Source organism: Ewingella allii (assembly GCF_044430645.1).
GTDB lineage: Bacteria > Pseudomonadota > Gammaproteobacteria > Enterobacterales > Enterobacteriaceae > Ewingella > Ewingella allii.
Map to the genome: position 1 here is coordinate 110,740 of NZ_JAWUDN010000003.1, position 15,358 is coordinate 126,097.

Annotated in this window: 13 protein-coding genes and 1 riboswitch; of the genes, 9 read left to right on the plus strand and 4 right to left on the minus strand. The window is 54.9% G+C overall.

Annotation, left to right across the window (positions count from 1 at the left end):
- Positions 1 to 4 precede the first annotated feature (4 nt).
- Both glnE and hldE read left to right on the plus strand, forming a co-directional pair.
- Positions 5 to 2,842 (plus strand): bifunctional [glutamate--ammonia ligase]-adenylyl-L-tyrosine phosphorylase/[glutamate--ammonia-ligase] adenylyltransferase, encoded by a 2,838-nt coding sequence (gene glnE / locus SBO83_RS09315; protein ID WP_396131309.1) that lies wholly within the window; start codon positions 5 to 7, stop codon positions 2,840 to 2,842.
- 96 nt (positions 2,843 to 2,938) lie between these two features.
- Entirely contained in the window at positions 2,939 to 4,366 is a 1,428-nt protein-coding gene (gene hldE, locus SBO83_RS09320; protein ID WP_353503451.1) for a bifunctional D-glycero-beta-D-manno-heptose-7-phosphate kinase/D-glycero-beta-D-manno-heptose 1-phosphate adenylyltransferase HldE, read from the plus strand.
- Between the two features lie 81 nt (positions 4,367 to 4,447).
- Here the strand turns inward: hldE and ubiK are convergent, their stop codons facing one another.
- The gene (gene ubiK / locus SBO83_RS09325) at positions 4,448 to 4,714 is read right to left on the minus strand and encodes a ubiquinone biosynthesis accessory factor UbiK (protein WP_034793327.1); all 267 of its coding nucleotides are present in this window, start codon (positions 4,712 to 4,714) and stop codon (positions 4,448 to 4,450) included.
- A 134-nt stretch (positions 4,715 to 4,848) separates the two neighbouring features.
- Positions 4,849 to 5,023, plus strand: a riboswitch (FMN riboswitch).
- 142 nt (positions 5,024 to 5,165) lie between these two features.
- On the opposite strand from ubiK, the gene ribB reads away from it, so the two are divergent.
- Together ribB and ygiD are read left to right on the plus strand one after the other, a co-directional pair.
- Positions 5,166 to 5,819, plus strand: coding sequence for a 3,4-dihydroxy-2-butanone-4-phosphate synthase (gene ribB / locus SBO83_RS09330; RefSeq protein WP_353503450.1), 654 nt, complete (start codon positions 5,166 to 5,168; stop codon positions 5,817 to 5,819).
- Positions 5,820 to 6,092: 273 nt separating this feature from the next.
- Positions 6,093 to 6,881: a 4,5-DOPA-extradiol-dioxygenase gene (gene ygiD, locus SBO83_RS09335; protein WP_396131310.1), complete on the plus strand. Its 789-nt coding sequence runs from the start codon at positions 6,093 to 6,095 to the stop codon at positions 6,879 to 6,881.
- Positions 6,882 to 6,954: 73 nt separating this feature from the next.
- Here the strand turns inward: ygiD and SBO83_RS09340 are convergent, their stop codons facing one another.
- From SBO83_RS09340 to tolC, 3 genes are all read right to left on the minus strand, one after another.
- Entirely contained in the window at positions 6,955 to 8,115 is a 1,161-nt protein-coding gene (locus SBO83_RS09340; RefSeq protein ID WP_396131311.1) for a glutathionylspermidine synthase family protein, read from the minus strand.
- A 9-nt stretch (positions 8,116 to 8,124) separates the two neighbouring features.
- Positions 8,125 to 8,793 carry a DUF1190 family protein gene (locus tag SBO83_RS09345; RefSeq protein WP_396131312.1) on the minus strand — a complete coding sequence of 223 codons (669 nt, stop codon included), beginning with the start codon at positions 8,791 to 8,793 and terminating at the stop codon, positions 8,125 to 8,127.
- Positions 8,794 to 8,984: 191 nt separating this feature from the next.
- Positions 8,985 to 10,520: an outer membrane channel protein TolC gene (gene tolC, locus SBO83_RS09350; RefSeq protein ID WP_353503446.1), complete on the minus strand. Its 1,536-nt coding sequence runs from the start codon at positions 10,518 to 10,520 to the stop codon at positions 8,985 to 8,987.
- 227 nt (positions 10,521 to 10,747) lie between these two features.
- Here tolC and nudF point away from each other — a divergent pair, with 227 nt between their 5' ends.
- From nudF to parE, 5 genes are all read left to right on the plus strand, one after another.
- Entirely contained in the window at positions 10,748 to 11,380 is a 633-nt protein-coding gene (gene nudF, locus SBO83_RS09355; protein ID WP_396131313.1) for an ADP-ribose diphosphatase, read from the plus strand.
- On the plus strand, positions 11,380 to 11,805 hold the full coding sequence (locus tag SBO83_RS09360; RefSeq protein ID WP_353503444.1) for a DUF1249 family protein: 426 nt from the start codon (positions 11,380 to 11,382) through the stop codon (positions 11,803 to 11,805). The genes nudF and SBO83_RS09360 overlap by 1 nt, the downstream gene beginning before the upstream one ends.
- Positions 11,806 to 11,832: 27 nt before the next feature.
- Entirely contained in the window at positions 11,833 to 12,663 is an 831-nt protein-coding gene (gene cpdA, locus SBO83_RS09365) for a 3',5'-cyclic-AMP phosphodiesterase (RefSeq protein ID WP_396131314.1), read from the plus strand.
- Positions 12,660 to 13,241: an esterase YqiA gene (gene yqiA / locus SBO83_RS09370; RefSeq protein WP_353503442.1), complete on the plus strand. Its 582-nt coding sequence runs from the start codon at positions 12,660 to 12,662 to the stop codon at positions 13,239 to 13,241. Before cpdA ends, yqiA begins: the two co-directional genes overlap by 4 nt.
- Before the next feature lie 137 nt (positions 13,242 to 13,378).
- The gene (gene parE, locus SBO83_RS09375; protein WP_353503441.1) at positions 13,379 to 15,274 is read left to right on the plus strand and encodes a DNA topoisomerase IV subunit B; all 1,896 of its coding nucleotides are present in this window, start codon (positions 13,379 to 13,381) and stop codon (positions 15,272 to 15,274) included.
- Positions 15,275 to 15,358: the final 84 nt, after the last annotated feature.

Consider the following 15,358-nt stretch of genomic DNA (forward strand, 5'->3'; position numbering starts at 1 on the left):
TCTCATGTTGCCACTCCCCTCTGTTTTGCAAAGTCAGGCTGACAACTTTGTTATTCGTTGTCAGGAGCACGCCGCGCCCTTACCAGAGCTTGATGAAAGCACGCTGGCGGTGGCCGCGAGCAGTGATTTTATCAGTGAAAACCTGCTGGCATTTCCAGACTGGTGGCATGAGATTGTGCAGCATCCGCCGCACGCGCAGGAGTGGCAAAGCTATCGCGGCTGGCTAGCCGAGGCGCTGGCGCAGGTCAGTGATGAAGCCGGGCTGATGAAGGCGCTGCGCCTATTCCGCAAACGCATTTTGACCCGCATTGCCTGGTCACAGGCCATGCTCACCAGCCAGTGCGAAGAGACGCTGCATCAGCTCAGCGAGTTAGCCGAAACCCTGATCGTTAGCGCCCGCGAATGGCTGTACGACGCCTGCTGCCGCGAGTTTGGTACGCCGATGAATGCCGACGGCGTGCCGCAAAAGCTATTAATCCTTGGCATGGGCAAGCTGGGCGGCGGCGAGCTGAACTTCTCCTCAGACATCGACCTGATTTTTGCCTATCCCGAGAATGGCCAAACCAAAGGTGGCCGCCGCGAGCTGGATAACGCGCAGTTCTTCACCCGTCTTGGCCAGCGGCTGATTAAAGCCTTAGATCAGCCAACCATTGATGGTTTTGTTTATCGCGTGGATATGCGCCTGCGGCCGTTTGGCGACAGCGGCCCGCTGGTGATGAGTTTCCCGGCCTTGGAGGACTATTATCAGGAGCAGGGGCGCGACTGGGAACGTTACGCTATGGTCAAGGCGCGGTTGATGGGCGGCGCGGAGGACAGCAGCAGTCAGGAACTGCGCAAGATGCTGATGCCATTCGTTTTTCGCCGCTATATCGACTTCAGCGTGATTCAATCTCTGCGCAATATGAAAGGCATGATTGCCCGCGAAGTGCGCCGCCGTGGCCTGAAGGACAACATCAAGCTGGGCGCGGGCGGTATTCGCGAAATCGAGTTTATCGCGCAAGTCTTCCAACTGATCCGCGGCGGCCGCGAACCCTCTTTGCAGCAGCGCTCTTTATTACCGACGCTGCAAGCCGTGCAAGAGCTGGAGCTGCTGCCCGCCGTGCAGGTGTCGCAGCTGCGTGAAAGCTACCTGTTCCTGCGTCGGTTGGAGAATCTGTTGCAGGCGATTGCTGACGAACAGACCCAAACCCTGCCATCGGACGATCTCAATCAGGCACGTCTGGCATGGGGGATGGACTTCCCTAACTGGCCAACGCTGCTCGACGCCTTGAACGCCCACATGCTGGCGGTGCGCGCCGTGTTTGATGATTTGATTGGTGATGACACGCCGGACATTGGCGAAGATCCGCAGCACGCCGAGTTCAGCAGCCTGTGGATTGACGCCCTTGAGCACGACGATATTGCCCATCTGGTGCCGCAACTCGCGCCGGAAGCTCAGGGGCAGCTGTTGCGGCAAATCGCCGAGTTCCGCCGTGACGTGGATAAGCGCACCATCGGGCCGCGCGGCCGTGACCAGTTGGATCAGCTGATGCCGAACCTGCTGGCGCAGGTGTGTGGCTATAAAAATGCCGATATCACCCTGCAACGCCTGACCCTGCTGCTGCTCAATATTGTTACGCGCACCACTTATATTGAACTGCTGGTTGAGTATCCGGGGGCGCTGAAGCAGCTGGTGCGCCTGTGCGCTGCATCGCCGATGGTCGCCAACCAGCTGGCACGCCACCCAATTTTGCTCGACGAGCTGCTCGACCCGCGCACCCTCTACCAGCCGATTGCGCCGGATGCCTATCGCGACGAGCTGCGCCAGTATCTGCTGCGCGTGCCCGCCGATGACGAAGAGCAGCAGCTGGAAGCACTGCGCCAGTTTAAGCAGGCCCAGCACCTGCGCATCGCCGCCGGGGATATCTCGGGCGCGCTGCCGGTGATGAAGGTCAGCGACCATTTGACCTATCTGGCCGAGGCGATCCTTGAAGCCGTTATCCAGCAAGCCTGGGAGCAGATGGTGACGCGCTATGGTGAACCTTCGCACCTGCGCAGCCGGGAAGGGCGCGGTTTTGCCGTGGTGGGTTATGGCAAGTTGGGGGGCTGGGAGCTGGGCTATAGCTCAGATCTGGATTTGGTTTTCCTGCTCGACTGCGCGCCGGACGTCATGACCGAAGGGGAGCGCAGCATTGATGGCCGCCAGTTCTACCTGCGGCTGGCCCAGCGCATTATGCATTTGTTCAGCACCCGCACTTCGTCCGGCATCCTGTATGAAGTGGATGCGCGCCTGCGGCCGTCCGGCGCGGCGGGGATGCTGGTCAGCACCATTGAAGCCTTTGCTGATTATCAGCAAAACGAAGCCTGGACCTGGGAGCATCAGGCGCTGGTTCGCGCTCGCGTGGTCTACGGCGACCCGCAGCTGACCCGCCAATTTAATACCACGCGCCGTGAGATTCTGTGCCGCCAGCGTGATGCCGACACCTTGCGCAAAGAAGTGCGCGAGATGCGCGAGAAGATGCATGCCCATTTGGGCAGCAAAAAAGGCCATACCTTCGACCTGAAAGCCGATCCGGGCGGTATCACGGACATTGAATTCATCGCACAATATCTGGTGTTGCGCTTTGCCCACGATGAGCCGGGTCTGACCAAGTGGTCTGATAACGTGCGTATTTTCGAGCTGATGGCGCAATACGACATTATGCCGGAGGATGAGGCGCGCCGGCTGAAGCACGCCTATGTCACGCTGCGCGACGAGATTCATCATCTGGCTTTACAGGAACATAGTGGCAAAGTCGCTGTCGATAGCTTTATGACTGAACGCGAGCAGATTTTGGCGAGCTGGCAAGGCTGGCTCAGTTAATCGCCGCGTCCAAGCTTTTTTTCGCGGTATGAGCGCTTGTGATATTATCCGGCGCACTATTTTTATGTCAGGTTGTATCTGTTTTTGGAGCAAGGGATGAAAGTGACTTTACCTGATTTTCACCGTGCCGGCGTACTGGTCGTGGGCGACGTCATGTTGGACCGCTATTGGTATGGTCCGACTAACCGTATTTCACCAGAAGCGCCGGTGCCGGTCGTGAAAGTCACCACCATCGAGGAGCGCCCTGGCGGTGCTGCTAACGTGGCGATGAATATAGCGTCACTCGGCGCGGGATCTCGTTTGATTGGTCTGACGGGCATCGATGATGCAGCGCGTGCTCTGAATCAGCATTTGGACAACGTTAACGTTCATTGTGATTTCGTGGCGTTAGCAACTCACCCGACAATTACCAAGCTGCGCGTGCTGTCTCGCAACCAGCAGCTGATCCGCCTCGATTTCGAAGAAGGTTTTGACGGTGTTGATCTCCATCCTATGCTGGAGAAGATCGAACAAGCGTTGCCAAAAACCGGCGCGCTGGTGCTGTCAGATTATGCCAAAGGCGCGCTGAAAGACGTGCAGCCGATGATCCAATTGGCGAAGAAGGCCGGCGTTCCGGTACTTATCGATCCAAAAGGATCGGATTTCGAGCGTTATCGCGGCGCGACCTTGCTGACGCCAAACCTGTCCGAGTTCGAAGCCGTGGTTGGCCGCTGCAAAGACGAAGCAGAAATCGTCCAGCGCGGCATGAAGCTGGTGTCTGACTTCGAGCTGTCAGCCCTGCTGGTGACCCGTTCCGAGCACGGCATGACCCTGCTTCAACCGGGCAAAGAGCCGCTGCACCTGCCGACTCAGGCTCAGGAAGTGTATGACGTGACCGGTGCTGGCGACACGGTTATCGGCGTTCTGGCCGCCGCTTTGGCTGCTGGCAACTCGCTGGAAGAGTCCTGCTTCTTGGCCAACGCCGCCGCAGGCGTAGTGGTCGGCAAGCTGGGTACTTCCACGGTTTCTCCGGTCGAGTTGGAAGATGCGATTGGCGGGCGTTCAGAAGTGGGCTTTGGCGTGATGACCGAAGCCGGGCTGAAAGAGGCCGTGGCGCTGGCTCGCCAGCGTGGTGAAAAAGTGGTGATGACCAACGGCATTTTCGATATCTTGCACGCGGGTCATGTTTCTTATTTAGCCAATGCGCGCAAGCTCGGGGATCGCCTGATTGTGGCGGTGAACAGCGATGCTTCCACCAAGCGTCTGAAAGGCGAAACTCGCCCGGTCAATGCTCTGCAAAATCGCATGATAGTGCTCGGCGCGCTGGGTGCGGTTGACTGGGTGGTGGCTTTTGAAGAAGATACCCCGCAGCGCCTGATCGCCGAAATTCTGCCTGATCTGCTGGTAAAAGGCGGCGATTACAAGCCGGAGCAGATCGCGGGTAGCAAAGAAGTTTGGGCTAACGGCGGTGAAGTTCGCGTGTTGAACTTCGAAGATGGCTTATCGACAACGGGCATCATCAACCAGATTAAAAGCCAAGACTAACTGTCGCCAATTTCTGCCGACAGAGAATAAAAAAACCACGCCTTTGAGCGTGGTTTTTTTATGCAGGACAGCCGCCGGGAATTAGGCTTCTGGCTTCTGCTCGGTAGCTAATTTGGCTTCCAGCTCGGTCAGGCGCTGCTCGAGAGCAACTAGCTTCTCGCGGGTGCGCAGTAGAACCTGAGTCTGCACGTCGAACTCTTCGCGATTAACCAAATCCATACGGCTAAATTGCGCCTGCAATACCTGACGAATTTTCTTTTCAGCATCTTCACCAAACTCACGGATACCCTTCGGCATTGACTCGTGAACCTGACGAGCGATTTGTTCAATTTTTTTCGGGTCGATCATGGTTTTTCCCTTGTCTCGAATAAGCAGCTTTGTACTAGTGTAATCCTAGATACTCTTTCTATAAACCTTCGCGATGGCATTATTCGGCTATTCGACACATTGCCGAGACCTTTTATTGGCGTTATAGTTGACCTGCTTATTCTCAGGGCGGGGTGAAAGTCCCCACCGGCGGTAAACCACATCTTTTTTGGCGGAACGCATTTCTGCCATAGTGGGAGCCCGCGAGCGCTCAAACTTTGCAGTTTGAGGTCAGCAGATCCGGTTAGATCCCGGAGCCGACGGTTATAGTCCGGATGGGAGAGAGTAACGGTTCAAGCCAGGCAAAAAATTGCCTGCTGCGTTATTTTTTCACACTGTCGCACGGCATTGCTGGGCTACAGTGAACTCCTCAAGACGCCCTGATTCTGGTAATCCATGTATATTACATACAGTTTATGAGGTTATTTTTACCATGAATCAGACCCTACTTTCCGAATTTGGTACACCAAATCAACGCGTTGAGCAGGCTCTTGAAGCCCTGCGCAATGGCCGCGGTGTGATGGTGCTGGATGACGAAGATCGTGAAAACGAAGGCGATTTAATTTTTGCCGCTGAAAACATGACCGTTGAGCAGATGGCGTTGACCATTCGCCATGGCAGCGGGATTGTCTGTCTCACCATGACCGAAGAGAGCCGCAAAAAGCTCGATTTACCCATGATGGTTGAGACCAACTCCAGCGCGTACCAAACGCCATTCACCGTCACCATTGAAGCGGCCGAAGGCGTCACTACCGGTGTTTCTGCCGCTGACCGCATCACCACCATTCGCACCGCCATCAAAGACGGCGCTAAGCCTTCTGACCTGAACCGCCCGGGGCATATCTTCCCTCTGCGCGCGCAGGCGGGCGGCGTGCTGACTCGCGGTGGCCACACTGAAGCCTCTATCGACTTGGTCAAACTGGCCGGTCTGAAGCCTTTCGGCGTGCTGTGCGAACTGACCAATGACGATGGCAGCATGGCGCACGCGCCAGAAGCGATTGTCTTCGCCAAGAAACACAATATGCCGGTACTGACCATTGAAGACTTAGTGGCTTACCGTCAGGCGCAGACTCAGAAAGCCAGCTAACTGAACTCACTCCTGAATCTTAAAGGCCGCAGATGCGGCCTTTTTTATCTCTAAAGCACTATTCCGGCATTACAAAGACGAAATTGATAGATAGCTCGCTAAGTGAATTAACCCCCCTTCCTGCCGCGTCAAAAAGCCCATAACGCTAATTCAATTTTTTTGAATAACTTCATCATGGTTATCCGGCTGTAAGCAAATAAGAAAGAGAGTACCGTATTTCCATCGTGCAGAATTGCTTCTGCCACTCATTCACTCTGAGCTAAGGAAAACGTTATGACTTCCCCTCGTATGCCAGCACTGTTTTTAGGCCACGGTAGCCCGATGAACGTGCTTGAAGACAATGAATTTACCCGCGCATGGCAAACTCTGGGCGAGACATTACCGCGTCCAAAAGCCATCGTTGCCGTCTCTGCCCACTGGTTCACTCGTGGCACGGCCGTGACCGCGATGGAGCACCCGCGCACCATTCACGATTTCGGCAACTTCCCGCAGGCGCTGTTTGATCAGCGTTACCCGGCCCCCGGCTCGCCCGAGCTGGCGAAAAAGCTGCAAGAGCTGCTCAAGCCGATTGACGTGATTGCGGACACCGGCGAGTGGGGCTTCGACCACGGGACATGGGGCGTGCTGATCAAAGCTTACCCAGAGGCGGATATTCCGGTGGTGCAGCTGAGCATCGACGGCACCAAGCCGGCGGAATATCACTATCAGATTGGTAGAAAGCTGGCGGCGCTGCGTGATGAAGGCATTATGATCGTGGCGAGCGGCAATGTGGTTCACAACCTGCGCCTAATGAAGCGTGACGGGGAGGGCGATAATTACCCGTGGGCCACTGCTTTCAATGAGTATGTGAAAGAGAATCTGCGCTGGAAGGGTGAAGACAGCCAGCATCCGCTGGTAAATTTCTCTCAGCATGAGGGCGCCGCGCTCTCTAACCCGTCTATCGAGCACTATCTGCCGCTGCTGTATGTGGTGGGAAGCTGGGACGGCGTGGAGCCTATTTCCACCCCGACGGATGGCATCGTGATGAGCTCGTTGAGCATGCTTTCGGTACAGGTGGGTTAATCTTCTAGAGATAAAAAAACGGGGAGTGAATTGAATTCGCTCCCCGCTTCGTTTATTAGATAGATCGTGACAGTTAGCCGACGATCACGTGCGGATAGAAGCGAGAGAGATCTTGTGTGATCAGCTCTTTGTCTTCGCGCAGACCAATGCCGCAAGGCTGATCGTTCACCAACCAGCTGCCAATTAGCGTGTAGCTATCGCCAAATTTAGGCAGGTGGTGGAACTGCTGGTGGATCATCCCTTCCTGACCATATGGGCCATCGACGCTGGCCACTTCCTGCCCTTTTTCGATGATGCGGATATTGGCACCTTCGCGGGAGAACAGCGGCTTAATCACGTAATGATCCATCTCTGCATGCTCTTCTTCCGCGAAGTAGGCAGGCAGCAGATTAGGGTGATTCGGGAACATCTTCCACAGCATGGGCAGCAAGGCTTTGTTGGAGAGAATGGCTTTCCACGCTGGCTCCAGCCAACGCACGCCCGCATCTTCCAACTTGGTTGAGAAGATCTCGCGGAACATAAACTCCCACGGATAGAGCTTGAACAGGTTGCTGATCACCTGATCCTGCGGATCGGTAAACTGGCCGCGTTCGCCTAAGCCGATCTCTTCGATAAACAGAAATTCGCTGGCTAGCTCGGCTTCTAATGCGCAATCTTGCAAGTACTGCACGGTACCGCGATCTTCCTCGGTATCCTGACAGCAGGCGAAGTGCAGCAAAGAAAAACCGTGCTGGTTTTTCAGCTCGGCAAAACGCTCAATCAGCTTTTCCTGCATGCTGTTGTACTGGTCAGCATCCTGCGGCAGTTTACCTGCGGCAATTTGCTCTTCGAGCCACAGCCACTGGAAGAAGGCAGCTTCGTACAGCGAGGTTGGCGTATCCGCGTTGTTTTCCAATAGCTTAGGCGGGTTAACCCCGTCGTAAGCCAGATCCAGACGCGAATAGAGCGAAGGCTGTTGGGTGCGCCACGAGCTTCTGACAAATTCCCAGCAGTGCTTGGGGATCTGGAATTGCGCCATCAGCGCGTCGTCGGCGACAACTTTCTCCACCACCTTCAAACACATCTGGTGAATGTCGGCGGTGGCGTCTTCGATCTCTTCGATCTGCGCTAAGGTGAATTCGTAATAGGCGTCTTCACACCAGTACGGCTCGCCATACATGGTGTGGAAATTGAAGCCAAACTCTGTGGCTTTTTCTCGCCAGTCTGGACGCTCGGCAATCGGTAAACGTTTCATCTGGGACTCTTAGCCGCCCATGCTGCGTGATGGTGAACGCGTGGTCGACGCGGAGCTACGCTGCATAGTGTTCTGCTTAGCGACGCTTTCGCCGAAGCCGCCACGGGTTACCGTAGAAGTGGTCGCTGGCTTAGGCGCCATCGCGGTTTTCGGCACATTCATCGTGCGTCCACCGGCAGTGGCAGGGCCGTAGCTTTTGCCCGTTGCATCAACGAACTTGCCACCCGCCGGGCTGGCAGGGTTTTTCGAGGTGAAGAGAGGCTGTTGGGCAAAGCCCGCGCCGCCGCCCATCATACGGCCCATCATGTAACCGGCCATCAGAGGCATCCAGAAGCTGCCGCTCTGCTGTGGCTGAGCCGCCATGCCTGCCTGAGCTGGGGTTTGAGTACATTGCCCTTCGCCGAACTCTGCCACGCACTCTTCACGACTAGCGTATTTTGGCGCGGTTTTCTCAGCTTCTTTCTTGGCCGCGTCATACGCCGCAGTACATTGCGCGCTGTTCGACGGGTTGGCTTTTGAGCAATCGTCCGCATTTTGGTAAAGCGAGACGGTTTCATCGGTTTTTTCGCAAGCGGAGAGCATAAAGACAGCGCTGACTGCTAATGCGACAGGTGCGATACGGTAGCTACGCCAGGATTTCCGGAAGGTAGCCAGATTGATGTTTTGTGTCCGTTTCATCGAATTATCCCATGTATAGGGCTTTTTCGCCCCTTTCCCAGTAATGCGTAAGAATAGGGTAAAGACGGTTAATGTTAAAGCAGTCAGGGGCAATTGTTACGAGACTTTACGAAAGGCTGTGACCCAGACAAAAAAAAGCGGCCTTTTTAGGCCGCTTATCGCAAAAGTAGGTTATTCCCTTTAAAACCAGATTAATTCTGGAAAGGATTCCCACTCTTCTTGGTCGTCGATGTGCTGCTACCTGAGTTAGCCGGAGTGCGGTTAACCACTGGGGAGCTAACCTGCTCTGCCCGAACCTGTGTAGCGGCCGGAGCAGCAGGAGTCTGGCTGCCGTTATAACCATCAGCGGAGGCATCTTGCTGTGGGTTTTCTGGCGCCACGGCTTCCGGCGTCGTTGGGATAGCTTTACCCAGGGTGCCGTTCAGCGCCAGCAGGTCATTCTCATTCAACGTACCTAACGCAGACTTAATGTTCAGCTGGTTAATCAGGTAGGTATAACGCGCAGAAGAGAGTTGTTGCTTGGCGTTGTACAGCGTGGTGGTGGCATCCAACACGTCAACGATAGTACGGGTACCCACTTGGTAGCCGGCTTCCATCGCGTCTAAGGAGCTTTGTGCAGAAACAACGGCTTGTTTGTAAGCGTTGATGCTACTGATTGACGCAGAAATGTTGTTGAAGGAAGAACGCACGGTCTGAACCACTGAACGATGCGCGCTTTCCAACTGCTCACTTGCGCCAACAAAGTTGTATTGCGCTTGTTTCACCTGAGAAGTCACCGAGCCGCCGCTATACAGTGGCAGGGAGAAGCTCAGGCCAATTTTGTTCTGGCCCGCATCGGAATCTCGGGTGCTGGCAGATTCACCGGTGTTAGAACCGTTGTATTTGGTGTTGCTCACGCCAGTTGACGCGGTCAAATCGATAGTTGGCATGTGACCGGTTTGGGCGGAACGGATTTGCTCACGCGCCAAGTCCTGGGACAGACGGGCAGACAACAGGCTCAGGTTGCGGTTTTCCGCTTCTTTCAGCAGGCCGGCGACCGGCTGTGGGCGCTGGGTGTTGAAATTGTTGATATTCAGAGAAGAGAGCTGCGGATAATAAACGCCGGTAACCTGACGCAGAGATTCCAGCGCGTTATCGAGGTTATTACGGGCAGTCACTTCGTTCGCCAACACGGTGTCGTATTGTGAACGGGCGTTTTGCACGTCAGTAATTGCCACCAGGCCCACGTTAAAACGTTGCGAGGTTTGGTCTAACTGACGGTAAATCGCTTGTTTCTGTGCTTCGGTATAAGACAGAGAGTCAATCGCGCTCAACACGTTGAAATAGGCTGTCGCCGAATCCAGGATCAGTTTCTGCTGATCAACCTGGAAGGAAACGTCCTGAATACCGGCTGCTTTTTCTTGCAGGGTCAGGGCACGCCATTTCGACATGTCAAAAATAGTCTGGGTCAATTGCAGAGACGCGCTGGTCTGGTTGCTGTTAACGCCATTCGCATCACGGTAGCCGTTGGTATAGTTATAATCCGCACCCAATCCGAGTTGCGGTAATAAAGGACTGCGAGCTTCGTTAATTTTTTCGAATGCAGCATCACGATCGGCTGCGGACTTGCGCAGATCCGGGTTACTTTCCCTGGCTTGCTGGTAGACCTGCATCAGGTTTTCAGCCTGGCTCATCGCGCTGAAGCCGCCCAGGCTCAGTCCGATTAGAAGGGGGAGCAGTTTCTTCATTTGCATTCCTTGTTGTGCAGCAATGTTGTTATGGTGACGCTGTCAAAATACCAATAGACGCGGATTCTAGCAGAGACTGGCAGAAGGACTGAGTGGCTTTACGTGCCTTCTCAGCCAAAGTGGTACAAATCTACCACAAACGTGCCTGATTATTATTAGCGCAATTTCATCAAATTGACCTCAAATGACGATAATTTGTCAGCAAAAGGTAATAAGGAAACAGCATTATGTCCCAAACGAAGGGTTCACCCGTTACTTTCGGCAAAGATGATGTAGAAATTATTGCACGTGAGACGCGATATAAAGGTTTTTTTTCAATCATTGCATATCGCTTCCGCCACCGCCTATTTAGCGGTGAAATGAGTAATGAAGTGGTTCGCGAAGTTTTTGAGCGCGGGCACGCCGCCGTCTTATTGCCCTATGATCCACAACGTGATGAAGTGGTGCTGATTGAACAGATTCGCATCCCATCCATTGATTCCAGTGATACCCCTTGGCTTCTGGAGATGGTCGCCGGTATCATTGAGCCCGGCGAATCGGTCGAAGATGTCGCCCGGCGCGAAGCGCTGGAAGAAGCTAATATTGTTGTCGGTCGCTGCAAACCCGCGCTGAGTTACCTCGCGAGCCCGGGTGGAACCAGCGAACGGTTGTCGATTTTGGTCGGCGAAGTTGATGCGACAACAGCACAGGGAATTCACGGCCTTGCAGCCGAAAATGAGGACATCCGCGTGCATGTGGTAAGTCGTGAACAGGCTTATCGCTGGGTGGAGGAAGGAGTAATCGACAATGCGGCGTCAGTGATTGCACTTCAATGGCTGGCCCTGCACCATGAATCCCTGCGAAAAGAGTGGTCCAACTAATGATTAAGCGCTATACCCCTGATTTTCCTGAAATGATGAGATTGTGTGAAACCAATTTCGCACAACTACGTCGTTTGATGCCGCGTAATGATGAAGTGGGCGAAACGGCGACTTATCAGGTAAGTAGCGCAACCTACCGTCTGACCATTACTGAGTCTACGCGTTACACCACGCTGGTTGAAATCGAACAGACCGCCCCGGCGGTGAGCTACTGGAGCTTGCCTTCGCTAACCGTGCGTCTTTACCACGACGCGATGGTTGCGGAAGTGTGTTCGACCCAGCAGATCTTTCGCTTCAAAGCACGCTATGATTATCCTAATAAAAAGTTGCATCAGCGTGACGAAAAGCATCAAATTAACCAGTTCCTTGCGGACTGGTTGCGTTATTGCCTTGCGCATGGAGCGATGGCCGTTCCGGTTTGTTAGACAGACTTCAATTACAAAGGATACGACTTGGAAAGCCTGTTTATACTGCCTTTGGTTAATGGGGCCAAAGTCAGAATTCTGCAAATTACCGATACCCATCTTTTCGCCGGTGAGAATGAAACGTTGCTGGGAGTGAATACTTTCCGCAGCTATCGCGCCGTGCTGGACGCCATAAAGGCGCAGAACCGTGGCATCGACATTATTGCCGCCACGGGCGATTTAGCACAGGATCAATCCCTGGATGCCTATCATCACTTTGCGCGCGGGATTAATGAGCTGTCCGCCCCCTGCGTCTGGCTGCCGGGAAACCATGATTTCCAGCCAGCCATGGTCGACGCCCTGCGCGAAGAGGGCATTCACCCGTCGAAACAGCTTCTTTTGGGGGATGACTGGCAGGTCATTCTGCTCGATACCCAAGTCTTCGGCGTCCCCCATGGCCATCTCAGCGAGTATCAGTTGGAGTGGATGGAGCGCTGCTTGCAGCAATATCCAGAGCGTTTCACGCTGATTATGCTGCATCATCACCCGCTGCCGTCAGGCTGCACGTGGCTGGATCAACACAGCCTGCGCAATGCCCATATGCTGGCGGACGTGTTGGCGAATTATCCCAAGGCCAATACCTTGTTGTGCGGCCATATTCACCAAGAGTTGGATCTCGATTGGCACGGCAAACGGCTGTACGCCACGCCTTCGACCTGCGTACAGTTCAAGCCTCACTGCACCAATTTCACCATTGACACCGCCGCGCCGGGCTGGCGCTACCTTGACCTCTACCCAGACGGCCGGGTGGAAACGCAGGTCATGCGCATTGAAAGCGATGAGTTCCGTCCGGATAGTGATTCGGACGGCTACGAATGAGTACCTTACTCTACCTGCACGGTTTCAACAGTTCTCCCAACTCGGCAAAAGCGACCTTATTGAAAGATTGGCTGGCGGTACAGCATCCGCACATTGAGATGGTGGTGCCGCAGTTATCCCCTTTCCCAGCAGAAGCGGCGGAAGAGCTGGAGTCGCTGGTGATGCAAAAAGCCGGGCGCAAGCTGGGCATCGTAGGGTCTTCTCTCGGCGGCTATTACGCCACGTGGCTTTCGCAGTGCTTCACCGTGCCCGCAGTAGTGGTTAACCCCGCCGTGCGGCCTTTTGAGCTGCTTGTCGACTACCTTGGGCAGAATCAGAACCCCTACACCGGGCAGCAATATGTGTTAGAGTCACGCCACGTTTACGACCTGAAAGTGATGCAGGTTGAACCGCTGGAGTCCCCAGATTTACTCTGGCTGCTCCAGCAAATGGGTGATGAAACCCTCGATTATCGACAGGCCGTGGCCTATTACACTGCGTGTCGGCAAACGGTAGAACCCGAGGGGAATCATAGTTTTGTCGGCTTCGAGCGCTATTTTTCGCCGATTGTTGATTTCCTGGGGCTGGCTTCAGACTAACCTTTCAGAGCGAAGTATCTTCTGGTTTTTCCTGAGTCGCCGCCCGTGGGCATCTGCCCTGCGCACGCATTTGTACTTTTTTATACTATCGTTAGCCCACGTTAGCCCACCAACCTATGAGCCACGAATATTCAACGATGAGCCAATCAACTTATAACGCGGATTCCATAGAGGTCCTCAGCGGTCTTGAACCGGTGCGTCGACGTCCCGGCATGTACACCGATACCACTCGACCAAACCATCTGGGTCAGGAAGTCATCGATAACAGCGTCGATGAAGCTTTAGCCGGCCACGCGCGCCGTATCGAAGTGATCCTCCATGCGGATCAATCCCTTGAAGTTATCGACGACGGGCGCGGTATGCCTGTGGACATTCACCCGGAAGAGGGTGTGCCCGCAGTTGAACTGATTTTCTGTCGCTTGCACGCAGGCGGCAAATTCTCCAACAAAAACTACCAGTTCTCCGGCGGCCTTCACGGCGTGGGGATCTCCGTGGTCAACGCCTTGTCGACGCGTGTCGAAGTGGCGGTGAAACGCGGTGGTGAAGTCTATGAAATGGCGTTTGAGAACGGCGACAAAGTGCAGGATCTGCACGTCACCGGCACCTGCGGTAAACGCAACACTGGCACCAGCGTGCATTTCTGGCCGGACGTTAGCTTCTTTGACAGCCCGCGTTTTTCCGTTAGCCGCCTCAGCCATTTATTAAAAGCCAAAGCCGTGCTCTGCCCGGGCGTTGAGATCTTGTTCAAAGATAAAGTGAACAATACCGAGCAGCGCTGGTGCTATGAAGATGGCTTGACCGACTACCTGATGGAAGCCGTAAACGGCCTGATCACCCTGCCTGAAAAGGCTTTTGTGGGGGCTTTTGCCGGTGATGTGGAAGCCGTTGACTGGGCGCTGCTGTGGCTGCCTGAAGGTGGTGAACTGCTGACGGAAAGCTACGTCAACCTGATCCCAACCATGCAGGGCGGTACCCACGTCAATGGTCTGCGTCAGGGCTTGCTCGACGCCATGCGCGAGTTCTGCGAATTCCGCAATATTCTGCCGCGCGGCGTCAAGCTGTCGGCGGAAGATATCTGGGAGCGCTGTGCCTACGTGCTCTCGGTGAAAATGCAGGACCCGCAGTTTGCCGGCCAGACCAAAGAGCGTCTCTCTTCTCGCCAGTGCGCGGCTTTCGTCTCGGGCGTGGTGAAAGATGCCTTTAGCCTGTGGCTGAACCAGAACGTGCAGGCCGCCGAGCAGCTGGCCGAACTCTGTATTTCCAGCGCCCAGCGCCGTCTGCGCGCCGCCAAGAAAGTGGTGCGTAAGAAACTGACTAGCGGCCCCGCGCTGCCGGGCAAGTTGGCCGACTGTACTTCGCAGGATCTGAACATGACCGAACTCTTCCTGGTGGAAGGGGACTCGGCAGGCGGATCCGCCAAGCAGGCGCGCGATCGCGAATATCAGGCGATCATGCCGCTGAAGGGTAAGATCCTGAATACGTGGGAAGTCTCTTCCGACGAAGTGCTGGCTTCGCAAGAAGTTCACGACATTTCGGTGGCGATCGGCATCGATCCGGATAGCGAAGATTTGACCCAGCTGCGCTACGGCAAAGTCTGTATCCTCGCGGATGCTGACTCCGACGGCCTGCACATCGCCACGCTGCTGTGCGCGCTGTTTGTCCGCCACTTCCGCTCGCTGGTGCGCGGCGGCCACGTCTATGTGGCCATGCCGCCTCTCTACCGTATCGACCTGGGCAAAGAAGTGTTCTACGCCCTCGACGAGCAGGAGAAAGAGGGTGTGCTGGAGCAGCTGAAGCGTAAGAAGGGCAAGCCGAACGTCCAGCGCTTCAAAGGTCTGGGTGAGATGAACCCGCTGCAACTGCGCGAAACCACGCTCGACCCGAACACGCGCCGTCTGGTGCAGTTGACCATCGACGAAGAAAATGTCGATCAAACCCTGCGCATGATGGACATGCTGCTGGCCAAGAAGCGTTCAGAAGACCGTCGCAACTGGTTGCAGGAAAAAGGCGATACCGCAGAATTAGACGTTTAATTTCAGCGTCGCCATAAAAAAACGCCGGGGCTTTGCAGCTCCGGCGTTTTTGTTTCAATCTATCGGCGATGCTGCTAAAAGTAG